At 64.3% G+C, this 19,324-nt stretch carries 18 protein-coding genes; 2 read left to right on the forward strand and 16 right to left on the reverse strand.

Annotated elements, in window-relative coordinates:
* The 7 genes from lepA to K8W16_RS01200 form a co-directional block, all read right to left on the reverse strand.
* The coding region (gene lepA, locus K8W16_RS01170; RefSeq protein WP_304120435.1) for a translation elongation factor 4 at window positions 1-1,330 on the reverse strand (1,330 nt) is incomplete at its 3' end.
* Window positions 1,331-1,412: 82 nt separating this feature from the next.
* Window positions 1,413-2,102 carry an amino acid ABC transporter permease gene (locus tag K8W16_RS01175; protein ID WP_304120436.1) on the reverse strand — a complete coding sequence of 230 codons (690 nt, stop codon included), beginning with the start codon at window positions 2,100-2,102 and terminating at the stop codon, window positions 1,413-1,415.
* A 2-nt stretch (window positions 2,103-2,104) separates the two neighbouring features.
* A complete protein-coding gene (locus K8W16_RS01180) occupies window positions 2,105-2,887 on the reverse strand; it encodes an amino acid ABC transporter ATP-binding protein (RefSeq protein WP_304120438.1) in 783 nt (260 codons plus the stop codon).
* A gap of 13 nt (window positions 2,888-2,900) precedes the next feature.
* Complete coding sequence (locus tag K8W16_RS01185) at window positions 2,901-3,575, reverse strand: amino acid ABC transporter permease (protein WP_304120440.1); 675 nt, start codon at window positions 3,573-3,575, stop codon at window positions 2,901-2,903.
* 115 nt (window positions 3,576-3,690) lie between these two features.
* Window positions 3,691-4,431: an ABC transporter substrate-binding protein gene (locus tag K8W16_RS01190; RefSeq protein ID WP_304120442.1), complete on the reverse strand. Its 741-nt coding sequence runs from the start codon at window positions 4,429-4,431 to the stop codon at window positions 3,691-3,693.
* A gap of 549 nt (window positions 4,432-4,980) precedes the next feature.
* Window positions 4,981-5,421: a thioesterase family protein gene (locus K8W16_RS01195; protein WP_304120443.1), complete on the reverse strand. Its 441-nt coding sequence runs from the start codon at window positions 5,419-5,421 to the stop codon at window positions 4,981-4,983.
* 261 nt (window positions 5,422-5,682) lie between these two features.
* Window positions 5,683-6,435 carry an SDR family oxidoreductase gene (locus K8W16_RS01200; protein WP_304120445.1) on the reverse strand — a complete coding sequence of 251 codons (753 nt, stop codon included), beginning with the start codon at window positions 6,433-6,435 and terminating at the stop codon, window positions 5,683-5,685.
* Between the two features lie 289 nt (window positions 6,436-6,724).
* Here K8W16_RS01200 and K8W16_RS01205 point away from each other — a divergent pair, with 289 nt between their 5' ends.
* Together K8W16_RS01205 and K8W16_RS01210 are read left to right on the forward strand one after the other, a co-directional pair.
* The gene (locus K8W16_RS01205; protein ID WP_304120447.1) at window positions 6,725-8,218 is read left to right on the forward strand and encodes a cation diffusion facilitator family transporter; all 1,494 of its coding nucleotides are present in this window, start codon (window positions 6,725-6,727) and stop codon (window positions 8,216-8,218) included.
* Between the two features lies 1 nt (window position 8,219).
* Complete coding sequence (locus K8W16_RS01210) at window positions 8,220-9,089, forward strand: DMT family transporter (RefSeq protein WP_304120449.1); 870 nt, start codon at window positions 8,220-8,222, stop codon at window positions 9,087-9,089.
* Between the two features lie 24 nt (window positions 9,090-9,113).
* Here K8W16_RS01210 and K8W16_RS01215 read toward each other — a convergent pair whose 3' ends face one another.
* The 9 genes from K8W16_RS01215 to K8W16_RS01255 form a co-directional block, all read right to left on the reverse strand.
* Window positions 9,114-9,917 (reverse strand): 4Fe-4S dicluster domain-containing protein, encoded by an 804-nt coding sequence (locus tag K8W16_RS01215; protein ID WP_304120450.1) that lies wholly within the window; start codon window positions 9,915-9,917, stop codon window positions 9,114-9,116.
* Between the two features lie 10 nt (window positions 9,918-9,927).
* Window positions 9,928-11,421 (reverse strand): hydrogenase, encoded by a 1,494-nt coding sequence (locus tag K8W16_RS01220; RefSeq protein ID WP_304120451.1) that lies wholly within the window; start codon window positions 11,419-11,421, stop codon window positions 9,928-9,930.
* Window positions 11,421-12,923, reverse strand: a complete 1,503-nt coding sequence (locus tag K8W16_RS01225) for a proton-conducting transporter membrane subunit (protein ID WP_304120452.1) — start codon at window positions 12,921-12,923, stop codon at window positions 11,421-11,423. The genes K8W16_RS01220 and K8W16_RS01225 overlap by 1 nt, the downstream gene beginning before the upstream one ends.
* Before the next feature lies 1 nt (window position 12,924).
* Entirely contained in the window at window positions 12,925-13,569 is a 645-nt protein-coding gene (locus K8W16_RS01230; RefSeq protein WP_304120454.1) for a hydrogenase-4 component E, read from the reverse strand.
* A gap of 4 nt (window positions 13,570-13,573) precedes the next feature.
* Window positions 13,574-14,500, reverse strand: a complete 927-nt coding sequence (locus K8W16_RS01235) for a respiratory chain complex I subunit 1 family protein (RefSeq protein WP_369694448.1) — start codon at window positions 14,498-14,500, stop codon at window positions 13,574-13,576.
* Complete coding sequence (locus K8W16_RS01240; protein ID WP_304120455.1) at window positions 14,500-16,515, reverse strand: proton-conducting transporter membrane subunit; 2,016 nt, start codon at window positions 16,513-16,515, stop codon at window positions 14,500-14,502. Before K8W16_RS01240 ends, K8W16_RS01235 begins: the two co-directional genes overlap by 1 nt.
* Window positions 16,516-17,173: 658 nt before the next feature.
* On the reverse strand, window positions 17,174-17,368 hold the full coding sequence (locus K8W16_RS01245) for a hypothetical protein (RefSeq protein ID WP_304120457.1): 195 nt from the start codon (window positions 17,366-17,368) through the stop codon (window positions 17,174-17,176).
* Window positions 17,369-17,884: 516 nt separating this feature from the next.
* The gene (locus K8W16_RS01250; RefSeq protein ID WP_304120458.1) at window positions 17,885-18,286 is read right to left on the reverse strand and encodes a rhodanese-like domain-containing protein; all 402 of its coding nucleotides are present in this window, start codon (window positions 18,284-18,286) and stop codon (window positions 17,885-17,887) included.
* A 57-nt stretch (window positions 18,287-18,343) separates the two neighbouring features.
* A complete protein-coding gene (locus tag K8W16_RS01255) occupies window positions 18,344-18,544 on the reverse strand; it encodes a hypothetical protein (RefSeq protein ID WP_304120460.1) in 201 nt (66 codons plus the stop codon).
* Between the last annotated feature and the right edge of the window lie 780 nt (window positions 18,545-19,324).

The raw sequence follows: 19,324 nt of genomic DNA on the forward strand, positions 1-19,324 counted from the left end.
CGGCGCGGTTGGTGGTGATGAAGCCGAGGTTCTTCTGTATGCCGCGCTTTTCCTCGCAGAGCTTGAGCACGTTGCCCACATATTCGGTGGGGACGTGGATATCCATGCTCACATAGGGCTCATAGAGGGCCTTGACCTTGGAGCCGTCGGGGAACTTGGCCGGGTTGTCGATGGTGAGGGTCTTGCCGTCGGTGGTATCCACCTTGTAGATGACGGAAGGGGCCGTGGCGATGAGCTCCACCTGAAATTCGCGCTCCAGCCTTTCCTGGATGATTTCCATGTGCAGCAGGCCGAGGAAGCCGCAGCGGAAGCCGAAGCCCAGCGCCGTGGAAGTTTCCGGCTCGTAGGAGAAGGCCGCGTCGTTGAGCTGGAGTTTTTCCAGCGCGGTCTTGAGGTTTTCGTAGTCTGCGGCCTCAGTGGGGTAGAGCCCGCAGAAGACCATGGGCTTCACTTCCTTGAAGCCGGGCACGGGCTCATCGGCCGGGTTGTCGCGCAGGGTGATGGTATCGCCCACACGGGCATGGCCGAGCTCCTTGATGTTGGCGCACAGAAAGCCCACTTCGCCTGCGGCGAGGCTCTGCACGTCTATGGCGTTGGGCGAGAACACGCCGAGGCGCACCACTTCGTAGTCGCGGTTGCCTGCCATGAGGTGGATCACGTCGCCGAGCCTGAGAGTCCCGTCCATGATGCGGAAGAGCACCACCACGCCCTGATAGCTGTCGTACCAGGAATCGAAGATCAGCGCCTTGAGCGGCGCGTCGGGAGAGCCTTCCGGCGCGGGCAGGCGATGCACAATGGCGTCGAGCACCTTGTCGATGTTGAGCCCGGTCTTGGCGGACACATCCACGGAGTCGGTGCAGTCGAGGCCGATGCTGTCTTCTATCTCCTTGCGCACGCGGTCAGGGTCGGCGCTCGGCAGGTCTATCTTGTTCAGGATGGGGATGATCTCATGGTCGTGGTCGAGGGCCATGTACACGTTGGCGAGCGTCTGCGCTTCCACGCCCTGCGTGGCGTCCACCACGAGCAGCGCGCCGTCGCAGGCCGCGAGCGAGCGCGAGACCTCATAGCCGAAGTCCACATGGCCGGGAGTGTCGATGAGGTTCAGGATGTATTTTTCCCCGTCCTTGTCGGTGTAGGGGATGCGCACCGTCTGCGCCTTGATGGTGATGCCGCGCTCGCGCTCCAGATCCATCCTGTCGAGGTACTGGTCGCGGGCTTCGCGGGCGCTGACCACGCCGGTGTATTCGAGGATGCGGTCGGCCAGGGTGGATTTGCCGTGGTCGATGTGGGCGATGATGGAAAAGTTGCGGATATGGTCGAGAGAAGTCATGCGTCGTCAGGGTAGAAGTTGCCGGCTTTCTGCCGTGAAAAGAAAAGGTTAGCGCATGGGGCGAAGAAGCTCAAGGCCCGGGTTACTTCTGCGCGCCGAAGCCGGGTATGGAGAGCTTCTTTTCCAGCTTTGCCAGAAGGTACGTCGCCGCGCTCACCATGACGAGGTAGTAGCAGGCCGCCACAAGGTATACTTCCGTGGGCCGGAACGTGCGCGAGACGAGCACCTTGGCTTCCCCTGTGAGCTCGATGCAGGTCACGATGTAGGCGAGGGATGAGTATTTCACAAGGTAGATGATCTCGTTGCCGCAGCCGGGCAGGGCGCGCCGTACGGCCTGCGGCACCACCACGGAAAGGATGGTCTGCCAGCGCGTCATGCCGAGGGCCTGGGCCGCCCGTATCTGCCCCTGACGGATGGAAAGCAGCGCGCCGCGTACATATTCCGACTGGTAGGAGGCCGTGCACACGATGAAGCCGATGAGCGCGGCCGCGTAGGGCGAAAGGTAGATCTTGAGCCCGGGCACGCTGGGCAGGCCGAAATAGAGCACCATGAGCTGCACCGTGAGCGGCACGCCGCGGATCACGGCCACCACGGAGTCGGTGGTGCGGCGCACCCACGGGGAGCCGAACACGCGCAGCACCCCCATGACGACGCCGATGAATCCGCCGATGAGCGCGGCGGGAATGATGAGCTGAAGGCTCATGACAAGGCCCCTGTCGAGATAGGGCATGACGCGGCCGGTGAGAAAGTCGAAATCGAGAAATTGCACCATGGCTAGCCTTCCTGCGCCGGAGATTCCCCGCACAGCTCGAAGAGGCGGGTGCAGAAATCCTGCGTGCGCGTCTGCGCGCCCGGGGCGAGCAGCTCTTCCGGCGAGCCCTGTTCTATGACGCGCCCCCCTTCCATGAAAAGGATTTCCGTGGCCACGGCGCGGGCGAATTCCATCTGATGCGTGACCATGATCATGGGCATGCCGCGGGCCGCGAGGTCGCGGATGACGGTGAGCACTTCGCCCACGAGTTCCGGGTCCAGCGCGGAGGTGGGTTCGTCGAGCAGGAGTATGGTCGGATCCATGGCCAGGGCGCGGGCTATGGCCACGCGCTGCTTCTGCCCGCCGGAAAGCTGGGCGGGGTAGAGCTTCGCCTTGTCCGCAAGGCCCACGCGGGCCAGTTCCTCATGGGCGCGGGCAAGGGCGTCCGCCTTGGTGAGGCCGCGCACCTTGCGCAGCGCAAGCGCCACGTTGTGCTCCGCCGAAAGGTGGTCGAACAGGTTGAAATCCTGAAAGATCATGCCGACGTGCTGGCGCAGCTCGTAAAGTTCCTTCGTGTTCTTGAAGTCGATGCGGCGCTCTCCGAGCCAGATTTCCCCTTCGTCCGGCTCCAGAAGGCAGTTGATGCACTGCAGAAAGGTGCTCTTGCCCGCGCCGGAAGGGCCGATGAGCACCTTCACGTCGCCGGGGCTCATGCTGATGGAACAGTCGTCGAGAATCTTGCGGCCGGTGAGGGATTTGGAGAAATGTTCCGCGCGGAGAATGGGAGTGTCGTTCTGGGCGTTCATGATGCGTTCCACACTACATGCCGGCGCTGTTGTAACCGGGGATGCGGGCTTTGTGTTCGAGGCGGCGGAGCAGAGTCACGCCCGCCATGGTTATGGCGAAGTAGATGAGGCCGGCGGTAATGTAGAGCGGCAGGTGCTCATAGGTGCGCGAGGCCACGAAATGGGTGCGGGCCATGATTTCCGGCGTGCCCAGGGCAAAGCACATGGCCGAGTCCTTGAGCAGGATGGAATATTCGTTGGACCAGCCGGGAATGGAGAGCCTGAGCGCCTGCGGCAGTATGACGTGCCGTATGGTCTGGCCTTTGGTCAGGCCGAGGGCCTTGCCCGCCTTGAACTGCCCCGAAGGCAGGGAAAGGATGGAGCCGCGGAATATCTGGGACTGGTAGGCCGCGCTGGTCATGCCGAGCACGATGCATGAGGCCCCGATGGTGCCGATATCCAGCCCTATGAGGCCGAACAGCCCGTAATAAAAGAGAAAGAGCAGCAAAAGCACGGGTACGCCCCGGAAAAACCATACGTAGAAGCCCACCAGCATGGCGGCGGGCCGGGGAGCGTAGACCTGCACCACAGCCATGGGCACGCCGAGGCAGAAGCCCAGGGAAAGCGCGCCTGCGACGAGAACGATGGTGACCAGCGTCCCTTCAAGGATATAGGGGAAAGCTTCGATGATGGTGGATAGGATATGCACGGTTTATCCTGGCGGGATTGACGGGGCCGGGCGGCGCCGGGCGAAGCTTCGTCCGGCCCTGCCGGAAAAAAGGCGCGAAAAAGGAGGCCGGGAGGGCCTCCTTGACGCAGGCGTATTACTTGGTGAGGTACTTGGCCTGGAGTTCCTTCCAGTACGGGTCGGCCTTCAGCTTGCGGTAGCCTTCGTTCACGAGGTCGAGAAGTTCCTTGTCGTCCTTGCGTATGGCCACGCCGAAGAGGTCGTCGTCGGCAAAGGTACCCGCGATCTTCACGGCCTTGCCCTTGTTTATGGCGTCGTTGGCGGGGGCGCTGTCCATGGCTATGGCTTCAATGCGGCCGTTCAGAAGGTCTTCCACGGCAAGGGGCGCGGAGTCGTAGAAGCGCAGTTCATACTGGAGCTTTTCTTCCACCTTCCGGGTTTCGAGTAGCTCATGTTCGTTGGTGCCGCGCTGCACGCCGAGCTTGGTCTTGCCCTTGATTGCCTGCTCGGCAGTAAGGGAGGAGCCGGCGGGGACGAGAATGACTTTCTGGATGGTGTAGTAAGGTTCGGAGAAGGCCACCACGGCCGCGCGCTCGGGGGAAATGCTCATGCCGGAGCAGACCATGTCGATCTTCTTGTTCATGAGCGCGGGGATGATGCCGTCCCAGTCCATGGGCTGATGGGTGATTTCAAAGCCCATGGTCTTGGCGATCCAGTCCATGGAATCCACGTCGAAGCCGGCGGGCTTGCCGTCTTCGCCGACGTAGGCGAAAGGAGGATAGTTGGCGTCGATGCCGTTGACGTAGGATTTCGCCTGGGCGCCGGCCGCCATGCACAGCACGGCGAGAGCGGCAAGGATGCAGGAAAGACGTTTCATAGCTGCCTCGCGGAAAAGTGAAAAGGTGATGTTTTGCCTGCGAGGCAATATACAGGAAAACAGCGGCACAGGCAATACAAAGCCGGGCGCGCAACGGGAAAAGGCGGCCTTCCGCGCAGGAAAAGCCGCCTTCCGGGGAACAAAAAAGAGCAAAGAGAGAAGGGCCGGGCGCATGTCCGGGCCCGGAACGCCGTGAGAGGCGAAAAACGCCCCCTCTCCACCCGGAAAGGGGGCGTCTGTCGGGAAGTGCCGTGCGCGGGGAATGGGCCGGACTTACCGGAACTCTTCGGGGCGCGGGGCGTGCCCTGCCGCAGCTTCGGCCCGCCGGAGCTCTTTTCGGGGCCGTGGGGTTCAGGCAGGCTTGTGGGGCAAGGGGCATGCGCCGGGCGCATCCCGGCGTTTTTGCCGCATCTTCGGCGGACATGGCGGCAGCGCCTCTGCCTATCCGGCCAGAAATTGAAGCAGCGCTTGAACTTTTGGCCGTGAGGGGCTTTTGCAGGCAGGCTGCTCCCGCCTTTTGCCGAAACAGGCCCGAAAGCGCGTGCCGCCTCAGGCCTTTTCCCCCTGAGCGTCATTTTTCGGGCGGGAGAGCGTGTCCTTGATCCATGCGGGCACGGCCACGGGGCGGCCTTCCTTATTGACCACGGCGTGCAGCGTCATGCCTTCGCAGAGCAGTTTCGTGCGGTCTTCATTATAAATCTCATACTGGAAGCGCACCGAGGCCCGCCGCCATTCCGTAATGTGCGCGTGTATCTGCAGAAGCTCGTCGTAATGCGCGGGCGAGCGGTAGCGACATTCCACTTCCCTCACGGGCAGCATGAAGCCCGATTCCTCTATTTTGCCGTAGCCTATGCCTGCCTCGCGGCACAAAGCGCCGCGGGCGCGCTCGAAAAAGTGAATGTATTCCGCGTAGTACACTACGCCCATGGCGTCGGTTTCGCCATAGGAAACATAGTGGGGGAGCCAGATTTCGGAAAAGGTTTCTTCCATGGGCGTCCTTGAAAAGCGTCGGCCGCCCCGGAAGGGGCGGGTTGAGGTAGAAAAAGGAGCAGGGCGGAAAAGGGCCCTCCTCCCCGGGGAGGAGGGCCGGAAGGACGTTCTGCGGTAAGGGGGCGCGTTTTTCCCCGCAGAGGAAATCCGTGTTCATCCGTGATACGGCGTTTTCCCCGCGGGGAGCTTCTTTCCCGGGCTTTGTTCCGACGGAAGGGGCAACCGCCTGCCCGGAAAGGGTAAGGAAGCGCCCGGCCGGAATTACATGCCCTTTTTCACCAGCGGCCCGCTGGGGCACTGGCAGATGGGCATGACTTCCACGCGGTTGATGTTGATGTGCGCCGGGCGATGCGTGACCCAGAACACGGTTTCCGCAATATCCTCGGGGGTGATGGGGCTCGTGCCCTCATACACGGAAGCGGCGCGCTCCGTGTCGCCGTGGAAGCGCACGATGGAGAACTCGCTTTCCGCAAGGCCGGGCTCGATGTTGGTGACATGCACCTTCGTGCCCAGAAGGTCGGCCCTGAGGGAGAGGCTGAACTGCTTCACAAAGGCCTTGGAGCCGCAGTACACGTTGCCGCCCGCGTAGGGATAATTGCCCGCAATGGAGCCGAGCATGACGATATGGCCGCAATTTCTCTTCACCATGCCGGGCAGCACCGCGCGCGTGGCGTAGAGCAGGCCCTTGATGTTGGTGTCCACCATGGTATCCCAGTCGTCCAGGCTGCATTCCTGCGCAGGTTCCAGGCCGAGGGCCGCGCCCGCGTTGTTGAGCAGCACGTCCACGTCGTGGCGCTCGCCGGGCAGATTGCCCAGCTTTTCCATGACGGCATCTTTGTCGCGCATGTCCAGCGGAAGGGGCAGGAAGGCCTCGCCGAGCTCCTCGCGCAGGGCTTCCAGCCTGTCGGCGCGGCGGCCGGTGCCGGAAACGAGCCAGCCTTCGGAGGCGAAAAGGCGCGCGGTGGCGAGGCCGAAGCCGGAGGTCGCGCCGGTGATGAGGATATGTTTGGGCATGGGAAGACTCCTTGGATTAAAGGTGCGCCGGGGCGCGTAACAGGGCGGATCTTTGCCCTCTCCCCGGCGGATTCGGCGCATAAAAGGGCGTTTTCTTCCGGTTCGCGCCTCCCGGCAGGCCGCCTGCCGGGGCCGGGAAGAGAACGGGGCAAGGATAGCCGTTTTACCGGTTCATGGCAACTCGCGCCCGGCTTGACTCCGCTTCCCCCCCCTATTAAAACGGAAAGCCCGCCGGAAAAAAGGGCGCTCCGCACCCCGGAAGCGGCGGGAGAGAAAAAGGTGAAGGATTATGGATAACGACAAGTTGCAGCAGGCGGCCCTTTCCGGGGCGGAAAGCGTCGAAGAGGAAGGGCAAAGGCTTGAGCGCCTGGCCGAAGAGCAGGCCGCCCTGGCCGATGCCGCCAAGAAAAAGGCCGCCTTCTCTTCGGTGCTCTGGTCGGCGCTTCTCACCGTCATCAAGCTGGCGGCGGGCCTTTCCACCAACAGCCTAGGCCTTCTTTCCGAGGCTTTGCACAGTACGCTGGATTTTGTGGCCGCAGGCATCACCTGCCTTGCCGTGCGCATTTCCGCCCGGCCTGCGGACGAGCGCCATCCCTACGGCCACGGCAAGGCCGAAAGCCTCGCCGCGCTTGCGGAAACGGCCCTGCTCATCGTAACGTGCGCATGGATAGTCATGGAGGCCGTGGAGCGGCTCTTTTTCGGCGCCGGGCCGGTGGAGCCTTCCTGGTGGGCCTTTGCCGTGGTGATTATTTCCCTTGCCGTGGATATCAGCCGCTCCGCCATGCTCCGCCGCGTGGCGCGGGAGCACAGGTCCCAGGCCCTTGAGGCGGACGCCATGCACTTCACCACCGATATCTGGTCTTCCGCCGTGGTGCTCGCGGGCCTTGTCTGTGTGGCCCTCGCGGCCTTTGTGGAGCCGGATTCCCTGCTCCATACCGTCCTTACCCGGGCCGACGCCGTGGCCGCCCTGGGCGTGGCGGGCATCGTGCTCATGGTGAGCTGGCACATGGCGCGCAACGCCGTGCTCACGCTCATGGACGGCGGCATGGGCGAAGAGGCCCGCCGTGTGCGCGCGGCCCTGGCCTCCGGGGCCCCGGCCTATGCGGCCAGAAGCGTGCGCGTGCGCGAGAGCGGGGCGCGGCATTTCGTGGATCTTGTGGTCTCCGCCCCTTCCAGCTTCCGCGTGGACACGGCCCATGAGGTGAGCACCATGCTGGAAAACATCGTGCGCGGCGTGCTGCCCGACGCCGAAACTACCGTGCATGTGGAGCCGGAAGAGGAAAACCGCCGCGACTTCTACGCCACCTCCTACCGCCTCGCCGCCGTGCACAGGCTCATGATCCACAACCTGCGTCTCGTGGTGCAGGAAGACGGCATGCATGTGGAAGTGCATATCGAGCTTCCCGACGACATGCCCCTCGCCGAGGCCCACGCCAAGGTGACGGCCTATGAAGGCGACCTGAGAAAGCGTGTGGGCGCGGTCTATGTAGTTTCCCACATGGAGCCCCGGGGCAGCCGGGCAAGAGGCTCGGCCCCGGTGAGCCTGGAAAAAGTCACGCAGGCCGTGGAAGAGGCCCTCGCCGCTTCCCCCCTGCACGACGCCCATCACCTCCATGTCCACACCGGCGAGGAGGGCACTTCCGTCACCTTCCACTGCCGCTCCTGCGCGTCCACCGTGGGCGAAGGCCACAGCCTCGCCACACGCCTTGAGGCCGATATCCGCGCGCGCCTCCCGGAGCTCGGGCAGATCGTCATCCATGTGGAGCCGGAAGCGGGAAGGTAACATGGCGGGGAAGGACTTTTCTTCCCGGGGCGTCGGCACGGGCGTCGCCATGCTGCTTGTGTCCATCACCTCCACCCAGCTCGGCTCCGCCTCCGCCAGGTTCCTCTTCGCTTCCGTGGGGCCGGAAGCGGCCGTGGCGCTGCGCCTTGTCGCCGCAACCCTCATTCTCTTCGCCGTCCTCCGCCCGTGGAAACACATGCCGCGCGGAAAGGAATGGAAAAACGTGGTGGTCTACGGCCTTGCCATGGCCTTCATGAACGGATGCTTCTACCAGGCCATTGCGCGCCTTCCCCTCGGCATCGCCGTGGCCGTGGAGTTCTCCGGCCCGCTCCTCGTGGCCGTGTGCTCCTCCCGCCGATGGGCCGACTTCGCGGGCATGGCCATGGCCGTGGCCGGCATGATCCTCATCCTGCCCGAAAGCGGCATGGAAGGCGGCATCGACCTCGCGGGCCTCCTCTTCGCCCTCGGCGCTGCCGCAGGCTGGGCGGGCTATATCGTCTTCGGCCGCAGGGCCGGGGGCGTGGGCATGAGCGCCGCCGCCTGGGGCATGCTCGCAGGCTCCTTCGCGGCCCTGCCCTGGGCCCTCGCCGTGCGCGGCGCGGCCCCCTTCATGCCCGCTTCCCTCGCCGAAGTCCTCCCCCTCGCCCTCTTCGTGGGCCTTACCGCCTCGGCTCTCCCCTATGCCCTCGAAATCGTGGCCCTGCGCCTCGTTCCCCCCCAGGCCTACGGCGTGCTCATGAGCCTTGAACCCGCAGCCGCCGCACTCTTCGGCCTCATCCTGCTCGGCGAAGCCCTCTCCCTCCGCCAGTGGGCCGCTATCGCCCTCGTCGTCGGGGCATCCCTTATCGTAACGCGGAAGGCCGGGAAGTAGGAAAGGCAGGTGGGGCCCCGCCTTTTACCGGGCTCTGCGTTTTTTCCAGGCCACGGAGAGTAAGCCGTCGAGGATGGACCAGGGGTTGGGGGGGCAGCCGGGGACGTAGATATCGACCGAGCCTTCGGGGAGGACGGATTCCACGCCGCCGCAGCCTTCGCGGCTTCCCCGGAAGGTACCGCCGGAAATGGCGCAGGTACCGACGGCTATGACGATTTTGGGTTCGGGCACGGCTTCCCAGGTATCGAGCAGGGCCTTACGCATGTTTTCGGTGACGGGTCCGGTGACGAGGATGCCGTCGGCGTGTCTGGGGGAGGCGGCGTATTCTATGCCGAAGCGGCCGAGGTCGTAGATGAGGGTACCGAGCACGTTCACGTCGTCCTCGCAGGCCATGCAGCCGCCGGCGCTCACTTCGCGCAGTTTGAGGGAGCGGCCGAAGAGGGAGAGGTCGCGTTTTTGTTCGCCCGGGGTTTTGCGTATGCCGGGGGTACAGATATCTTCCGGCGCGGGGCCGCGCACGATGAGGGCCTCGCGGCTGTATGCGGCGATGCGGTGTTCGTGGGTGAAGGTGATTTTCTTTTCCGGGCAGGCGTTTTCACAGGCGCGGCAGAAGAGGCAGCGGCCCATGTCGAGTTCCGGCCCGGAAGGCAGGATACGCATTGCGCCCGTGGGGCAGGCGGCAAGGCAGGCGCGGCTTTTGCATGCCTTGCAGCTTGTGGGGGTGAGGGAGGGGAGCCCGGCGAAGCGCGGGCTTATGGAAGGCAGGGTGAAGGGATAATCCAGCGTGCGGTAGCCCTGATGGAGGCGTTCTCTGATGATGTTCAGCATGGCGTATTCCTTACAGGTCGTGCCCGCAGTAGGACAGATTGAAGCTCTTGTTGCACAGCGGGAAGTCGGAAATCTGCTCATCGCGGAGGGCCATGGCGAGGCCCGTCCAGTTGTGGAAGGAGGGATCCACCACCTTGTAGGCCAGGAAGCGGCCGTTTTCCCCGGTGATGCCCACATGGCAGATTTCCCCGCGCCAGCCTTCCACCTGGGCCACGGCGAGGCGGCCTTCCGGGAGGAGGGAGGGCATGGGCGTGCGGCAGCCTTCCTCCCCGCTGGTAGCGGCAAGAACATGCAGGTCGGCTTCGGCGGAAGCGGCGGAATCGTCCAGCTCGTTGCTGCGGATGAGGGTGCGGGCGAGCACGTCGCCGGTGGTGCGCATGCGTTTTTTGAGCGCTCCCTGTTCCAGGCCGGAAAGGGGCCAGTCCATGCGGGCGTCCATATCCACGCCCGAGGCGCGGGCGGCCAAGCCCACAAGGCCGAGGGCGCGGGCGTCCTCAAAGGAGACAGTGCCCGTGCCCGTGAGCCGGGCGAGCACGCCGGAGCTTTCCAGCATCACGTCCACGCTTCCTCTCGCGTCGCGGTAGGCGGCGCGTACGCGCTTTGCCAGCGCTTCGCCGAGCACGGAATCAACATCCCACTTCACGCCGCCCGGGCAGAGCAGGTTGCGGCCGAAGCGGCTTCCGCACAGCTCGGAGGTGATGTTGAGAAAGTCGCCGGTAATGCGGCCGTTCCATGCCGAGGTGGGCAGGAAGCCCGTATCGCCGCCTATGGCCCCGAGGTCGCGGGTATGGTTGGCGAGCCGCTCAAGCTCCAGCGCCAGGCGGCGGATGCGCTGTGCCCTTTTCGTGGGCTTCACGGAGGCGAGCCGCTCAAGCACGGTGCAGTACGCCGTGGCGTGGCCTATGGCCGTATCTCCCGCAATGTTTTCCATGAGGGGCAGAACAAGCTTTTCCGGGCTGTGCAGGATGAGGTGCTCCACGTCGCGGTGCTGGAAGCCGAGCTGGATTTCCAGGTGCATGACGTTTTCACCGTAGCACTGGAAGCGGAAATGCCCGGGTTCTATGACGCCCGCATGCACCGGGCCCACGGCCACTTCGTGCACTTCCGGCCCGTCCACGCGGTAATAGGAGGTTTCCGCCGGGCCGGGGCGCAGGGCGCGGCTGCTCCCTTCCTGCGGGCGGTAGCGCACGGGCTTGAGCCAGGGGTGCCCCAGGGGCTGCACGCCCCAGGCCTCGAAGATTTCCCTCTCGAAGAGATGCGCCTGCGGGCAGGAGGGGGTGAGGGCGTCGTAGCGTTTCCCCGGCAGGGCGCGCACGGCGTCGAGAAGGCGCGTCGAGGCGTCGGCAAGGATGCAGACAAGTTCCGTGCCTTCCCTGCCCGGCAGGCCGAAGAAGGCCAGGATGCGCCAGCCTTTGCGGCAGCGGCCGGCAACGGAGCGGCAGAGCTCTTCCATGGGAAGGACGGGGATATCGGCCCAGGCGATGGATTCTTGATAGTGGAACATCAGGCCCCCAGAAGCGCGGCGGCGCGGTTGAGCGTTTCCACAAGCCAGTCCGGCACATAGAGGCCGAGGCAGAGCACCATGAGGCAGAGTGCGGCGGGCGGAAGCACGCTGAAGAGGGATTCATGGTAGTCCATGGGCACGTCGCGCGGGGGCGTGCCCTGGGCCATGCGCAGCACGGGGATGGACATACCCACGAAGATGACGGCCAGCGCGGCGAGGTAGACAAAGGCCACCGTGAGGCCGCCGTGGGCGAAGATTCCCTTCAGGATGGTGAATTCACTGATGAAAAGCCCGAAGGGCGGGGAACCGACAATGGCGAGGAAGCCCGCCGTCCACAGTGCGCCGGAAAGGGGCATGTCCTGCCGGAGGCCGCGCACGTCGTAGCTTGAGAGGGTGTGGTAGCGGGTGAGGATGTTGCCCGCCACGAGAAAGAGCATGCATTTCGTGAGGGAATGGCACACGGCGTGCAGCATGCCGCCGAAGAGCGCGCCGCCGCCCACGCCGAAGGCCAGGGCGAGTATGCCCATGTGCTCCACGCTGGAATAGGCGAGAAGGCGCTTGTAGTGCCCCTGTCCCACGATGAACACGGCGGCCGTGACCATGGAAAAGAGGCCGAAGAATACGAGAAGGCCGCCGCTGAAGTCGCCGAGACCGGCGGCGCGCATGATCTGATGGCCGCGCAGTATGCCGAGCAGGGCGCAGTTGAGCAGCGCGCCCGAGAGCATGCCCGAGACCATGGAGGGGGCCTGGCTGTGCGCGTCCGGCAGCCAGGTGTGCATGGGGGCGAGGCCCATTTTGGTGCCGTAGCCCACGAGAAGGAAGATGAAGGCGGCCTTGAGCCAGAGCGCGCGGCCCGTGCCCTGCACCTCGCGCGCCCTTGCCATGAAGGCGGAGAGCTGGTCCATGCCCTCGGCCGCAGGGGCGGCGGGGTTGTGGAAGGCCACGCTCATGAGGATGTTGCCGAGCAGCGCAAGGGCGATGCCCACGGAGCAGATCATGAGGTATTTCCAGGTGGCTTCCATGGAGCTCTGGTGCCGGTGGAAATAGATGAGCGGGGCCGAGGCCAGGGTGGTGATCTCTATGCCCACCCACAGTGCGCCGAGGTTGGCCGTGGCGGTGACGAGCGTCATGGCGGCCACGAAGAAGCACAGGCAGGAGAGGAAGCGCGTTTCCGGCGCGTTGGTGAAGAGCTGGCCCTTCTGAATGTCGCGCTTGACGTGTTTTTTCTCCTCCTCCCTGAGGTAGCCTACGGCGTACACCGAGGCGGCGGTGAAAAGCACGGAGGCGAGCATGAGAAAGACCACGCCGAGAGCGTCGGGCTGGAGCAGGCCGAACAGCGCCGAGGGCTTTTCGTCGTTCAGCACGGCGCGCAGGGTGAGGCAGGAAAGGGCGAGGTGGGAAAAGGCCGTGGCCGTGAGCAGGCCCCGGCGCGGCCATGCCCCGGGAAGGAACATGAGAAGCCCGGCCAGAAGCGGGATGATGAGAAGCAGCGCGAGCGTCATGTCAGTCCCTCAGGTTGCGGAAGCGCGCCACGTCGATGGAGTCGAAGGCGCTGCTTATGTGGTTTATGGCAATGGCCATGACGAATATGGCGGCAAACACGTCGAGCAGGATGCTGAGCTCGAACCACACCGAGCCTTCGGTCATGAGCGGGATACCGAGCAGGAAGATGCCGTTTTCCACCACCAGGTAGCCGACGACCTGGGCGAGCGCCTTGGCCCGGCCCACCACAAGGATGAGCCCGCAGAAGAGGGTGGTGAGGGCCACGGGGAAGAGCAGCGGGGGGAAGAGGCCTTCCGCCGCCGGGATGCGGCCTTCGAGCCACAGGGAGAAGGCGAGGCAGGCGAGGCCCCCGGCCATGGGATACATGCGGCCGAGGCGGGGGCGCACCACGGGTTCAAGGCCGAGCTTGCGGCAGACATGGCGCAGGAACACGGGAAAGCCCGCGCCCTTGAGGCAGAACACGGCAAGGGAAAGGAACACGAGTTCCGCATTGAGCTTTCCGTCCACGGGCAGGAGCAGCAGCGCGGCGAGCAGCACGCCCTGCACGGCCGAGAGGCGGATGAGCATGAGGATGCGGCCCGACCAGAGCATGATGAGGTCGGCGACGAGCAGAAGCAGTATGACGAACTGGAAGAGCGGGTACATAGGCTTACCGGACCAGAGTCAGGATGAGGACGAAGGCGGCCACGGAACCGGCGAGGCCCACCAGGGCGGGCACGACGTGCATGCGCAGGCGCGCCATGACTGATTCCACCACGCCCACGAGGCAGGCGACGAGGGCCGTGGCGCAAAGGGAGGCCGCCGCGTGCAGGGGGAAGGGCAGGGGAGGGACGACGAGGCCGATGAGCAGGGTGGAGAATATCCACAGTTTCACGGCGGAGCCGTAGAGGATGAAGGCCATGTTGGGGCCTGAATGGTCGAGCACCATGACTTCGTGGATCATGGTGAGTTCCAGGTGCGTGGTGGGGTCGTCCACGGGGATGCGGCAGTTTTCCAGAAGGAGCAGCACGCCTATGACGAACACAAGCAGCACAAGTTCGGGCCTGCCCTGCGTCCAGGCCGTGACGGGGAAGCCGTTGAACAGGCCGGAGAGGGAAAGGGAACCTTCCCCCAGGCTCCCGGCCGTGCCGATAAGGGCGAGGAAGGCCAGAAAGAGCACGGGTTCCGCAATGGCCCCGAACAGGGCTTCGCGGCTTGCGCCCATGCCCTCGAAGGGGGAACCGGTATCGAGAGCTGCGAGCACGGTGGCGAAGCGCCCCATGCCCAGGAGGTAGGCGCAGAGTATGAAATCGCCCTGAAAGGCGAAGGGCGAGGATACGCCGCCGAGGGGCAGCAGGGCGAGTGCAGCCGCGGCCGAGGCCAGGGCTATGACTGGCCCGGCGGAGAAGACCCAGGTTGTGCCTTCGCCTGTGACTTCTCCTTTGAAAAGGAGCTTGGCGATATCGTAGTAGGGCTGAAGCAGGGGCTTGCCGTGCCTGCCTGCAAAAAGCGCCTTGACCTTGGCGATGATGCCGAGGGGGAGCGGCGCGAGGATAAGCGCGAGCACGAAATGCGCGAGGTAGAGCTGCATGTCCATTACGCCACCCCCCAGATGAGCAGCGCCACCAGCGTGACGAGAATGTAGAGGATGTAGATGTTGACCAGGCCGTTCTGCACGATTTTCAGCGCGTTGCAGGCGCGCTCCATGAGCTGGAAGAGCGGCGTGTAGCCCTTGCCGCGCACCACGTCCGGCGCGTCCACGCCCAGGGAGGCGCGGGCGGGGAAAAGCCCTTCGCCCTTCACCGCGCGCACCCTTGTGCCCATGACGGGCCCGAAGATGCGGGTGGCGGGTTCCGCGAAGGATGCGGGAGTATACTGGATGCGGCTTGTGCCGTACTGATAGCCGCAGCCCCACACCGGGCCGCGCTTCACGCCCCTGCGCGCAAGGAGCATGCGGCGTATGAGCGCAAGAACAAGTACAAGGCCGATGCCCGCCCAGCCGAACAGGGATATGTTGCCGAGCAGATGTTCCGTCTGCGCTATGGCGAGGCGCGCCCCTTCCGCCACGCCTTCATGCATGGCGGGAATGAAGTCCAGCGTGGGCTGGACCATGGCAAAGGCCAGGGGCGCGAAAAGCCCGCCGAAAAGGCATGCCGCCGCCGGGATGCACAGGGGCATGAGGAGGCGGTTTTCCGGGACGTGGGGCTCGGCGGCGAAGCGGGTGCGCGCCTGGCCGAGGAAAGTCATGCCGTAGGCCTTGATGTACACTGCGGCGGAAAGGCCGCTCGTGAGCATGAGGGCCGTCAGGCAGGCGATCATGGCTATTTTCTGCTCAAGTCCCGGGAGGGAAAGGGATGCGGCCATGGAAAGGGAGAGCACAAATTCCCCGGCAAAGCCGTTGAACGGCGGCAGGCAGGCGATGGACGCCGCGCCCAGCGCGAAAAGCGCCCCCAGGAAAGGCATTTTCTTCTGCAGCCCGCCGAGGCGCGCCATGTCCGCCGTGCCCACGGCGTGCAGCACTTCGCCCGCGCCGAGAAAGAGCAGGCCCTTGAACGCGGCGTGGTTCAGCATGTGGAAAAGGCAGCCGGAAAAGCCCAGCGCCGCCGTCCACGCGCTGCCGTTGTGTATGCCCACAAGCCCGATGCCCGCGCCCATAATCATGATGCCCATGTTTTCCACGCTGGAATAGGCGAGCAGCCTTTTCAGGTGGCTCTGGGCAAGGGCCTTCAGTATGCCCATGAGCGCCGTTGCCGCGCCCAGGGCCATGAGCAGCCAGCCCCACCAGAGGGGCATGGAGTCCGCAGGGCCGAAGAAGTCGAAGGAGCGGATGATGCCGTACAGCCCCGCGTTCAGCATGGCGCCGGAAAGCAGGGCGGAAACGTGGCTCGGAGCCGCAGGATGCGCCTCCGGCAGCCAGACGTGCAGGGGAGCAAGCCCCGCCTTGGCCCCGAAGCCGAAAAGCGCAAGCAGGAAAAGCGCCGTGGCGTTCGCCGGATGATGCATGGCCATGGCGGAAAAGAAGGTGGAGCCGCTTTCCTGCCACAGGAGCGCAAAGAACGCGATGAGCAGCACCGCACCGAGATGAGCCGCCACAAGGTACACCCACGAGGCGTCCTGCACCAGCCGGTCGCGGTCGTTGAAATCAATGAGGAAGAAGGGCGAAAGCGACATGATTTCCCACGCCAGCATGAAGAACACCGCGTCCCTCGCCGTCATCACGCACGTCATGCCCAGAAGAAGAAGGAGATAGAAAAGCCAGTGCGCCCCGAGATTGTGCTCGGAAGGGTCGCTGTGCCTGAGCGATGCGCAGCCGGAAAGTGCGCAGGTGAAGCCCAATACAAATACCGGCAGAAGAAAAAGCCGCGAAAGAGGGTCGAGCCCCAGCGCAAAAGCCCCGCAAGGCAGCCCCCAGGGCAGAAGAAAGCTCTCCGCACTGCTCCAGCCGCCGGAAAAAAGCCCGTGCAGGCCCAGAAGGCACGCGACCGCCGCCGCCCCCGGCCCGAATACGTTGGCCGTCCTGTTCGTGGCTGCGCTCACCGGCCGCAGGGCCGTAAGCCCCGTGATCAGCGCGCCCGCCGCCATTACCAGAAGGGCGAGAAGAAGGCTGTCCATACATTCCCCAAGATGCTAGACGTGAAGCTCTCATGAAAAAGAGAGGCGGCCACACGTTAGACCCCTTGCCCCGAAAAGGCAAGGGCAACAGCACAGGAAATGCCGGAAAAGCGCGCACAGGCAAGCCGTGGCGCGGGCCCCTGCATCCGGCAGGGCCGCGCGCAGAAAAGGGCAGAAGCCCCTTTTCGACGCCCGGCTTTTTGGAGCGTTTCGGAGAGGGACGAAATTTTTTTGCCGCCCATACGGACAGATGCGGGAAAGATTTGCCCCGGCGTGCTCCTGCCGCCAAATCGGTGTGAGCGCGTCGTGCAGGGCCGTCCCGGCGTTGCGGGCCGTGGTGTCAAAGGAAGGACGGAAAAGATGTTTTCGGGCAAAATTCCGGGCCGCCCTTCATGCTGCCCGTACTTTAAGGCATCGCCTTTTCTCAACGCTCCTTCGGCGTCGGAGGGCAGAGGAATCGCGCATGCCCCGGCCGAGTTCAGGCGATGTACCCCCGGCGCCCGCGTTGCCGCAGGCGCCGGGAGCGGGAAGTTTCGGAAAGGCCCAGAATTTCCAGTGGATCAGCAAAGCGCCCGTCACCCTTTGCGCGCGCCGGTATAGCCCTGCACGCCGAGGCCGAGGGTGAGCGGCAGGTCTGCGGAGGGTGTGGGGGGCAGGCCTATGCCGGTATCGCCTTGAGGTTCGGGCTGTCGATGGCGAAGCCGCTGGCCGCGGCGTGCGCCCTGCCGTCGAACTCGTGTTCCCATGCCGCGCCGATGCAGGGGCGCAGATGTTCGTTCACGATGCGGGAGAGGCGTCCGCCGAGGCGCAGGTGCTCGCCTGCGGACAGGGTCAGGCCTTCTCCTTCCTGCAAGGCTTGCGTTGTCGGCGATGTTCCGGACATGGCCGGGACCGGCATGCAGTCCGTAATAGGCGGAACTGCCGTCGTAGGCGGCCTGCCTGCCGGAGAATTCACGCAGGCCGTGTCGTAATCGTTGTGCTGGGAGCCTGCGCTGTGGGACGCAGAACGCCGCCGCCCGCATACCAGGCGTCGCCGTGCACGGATGATGTGTTGATGAATGAGTTCCAGGGGGCGTAGGAGCCGTTGCCGTCTTCAAAGAACGTGCCGGGGGTGAGAGGCGCGCTTCAGGCAAGGCCGGTGAGCAGGGACAGGCTCTTCATGTCTATGCTCGAACCGGTGCCGTATCGGCGAGGAGCCGGAAATCGTGCCGAACCCGGCAATCTTGTAGGAACTCGCCTTGGTACGGTGATCCTGGCTTAAACGGAAACGCCGCCGGGAAAAGCCCGGCGGCGGTGTGGGAGAAAGGAGGCTCAGGCAGGCCTGCGCGTGATGCGCCGCGCAGAAGGCCGCCGTTCAGCGCCCTGCTTTTCAACGATGAAAATGCGGTTCGCCGGCCTTGTAATCGGTATAGCCTTCGAGATACCACACCTCTTCCATGTTCCTGCCGGCACGGGCAAGGATATCGAAGGCCGCAGCCGCGCGTCTGCCGGAGCGGCAGAGGATGAGCACGGGCTTTTCTTCAGGGATATCATCCGCGCGGGAGGCGAGTTCTTCCAGAGGAATGAGCAGCGCGCCTTCCGCATGCCCTTCGGCAAATTCCCCGGGGGTACGCACGTCGAGAATTACGAGATCATCCTGAAGATTCTGCACTACTTCCGTGGCCTCGGCGGGGCTGAGCCTGCCCGGTTCGGGCAGCTCCCAGGCAAGGCAGGGGGTAGCAAGAAGCGTGAGGCAGAGCAGGACGGTTGCACAAAGGCGGGAAAGGGACATAAAAACTCCTTAAAAAGCAGCAACAGGACAGTTGCTTCCTTGCAGCGCCATGTTACTTTAAAAAGCAGCACGCGCCGTAATGACAATACTTTCACCATCGGGAAAGACGCCTTGGGCCGGAAATCCTGTATGCCGGATATTGTGCACAAGCGCAAGCCTCAAAAATACGGCATTAATATGTATTTTTTCTGATTTTCCTTGTGGAGAGCGGATTTTTACGTTTGTAACGATTTCTTTCAACGGGTATACCGTCGTCATGGCGGTTTTGCGCGTGCTCCGGAGGGCGTTGCGGCATCCTTGCGCCGCGTGGGAGAGCAACATTCGGGCGGAAAAACGGGCGGCCTTTGCGCTGTTCCCGCCGGGCGAAGAGCTGCCCGGCGCACAGAAGGGGCGCTTCGGCGCGGAACGCGGCAGGGCTTTTCCCGGCTTTTATCAGCGAAGCTGCGGACGCGCACCGTGGCGGCAAAAAAGTGGAGCGCGGCTCCTTGCGCTGGGCGCAATCCTGCGGGTTCTCTGCGGCTCCCTTTGTGCGCGATCACGTCGGCGGCAGGGCGGGTTGCCCCGGCGAGTCGTCCTTTTCCTGGCCGGACGGGGGATTTCGGGAAGGGCGCGGCAGGGCAGAAGGCTCGGTGTGGTGGTCCTGTCTGCGCGGGGAGAGGTCTGCGGGGCTCCCCGGGGGCAGAAAGCCCTCCCCGTATGGCCGGTACTTTCTCTTGCGCGCCTGTAAGATTCTCTTGCTTCCCGGACAGGCGCATGTGCGGTCTGGCCTCAGTATTTGTGCAGGCGGCCCGTAAACGGGCTTTAGGCCCACGGGATGCGCAACGCCCGCCAGGCATATCTTCGGCCGGAGGATGCCCGATGCCCAGATATTTTTGCCTTGTTCCTGCCCCGTATCCATTGAGTAAATACCGCGCAGAGTTTGAGAGGGCCATGTCGCAGCTCTCCGGACGGCCCGCACGGCATCAGGCTGCTCTTCCCTGAAATCGACGATACACATATCTTCGGCGGTATTTCCGGCAAGATAGGGATATGGCCGGG

Origin of the sequence: Mailhella massiliensis (genome assembly GCF_020741395.1) — a bacterium.
Lineage (GTDB): Bacteria > Desulfobacterota > Desulfovibrionia > Desulfovibrionales > Desulfovibrionaceae > Mailhella > Mailhella massiliensis_A.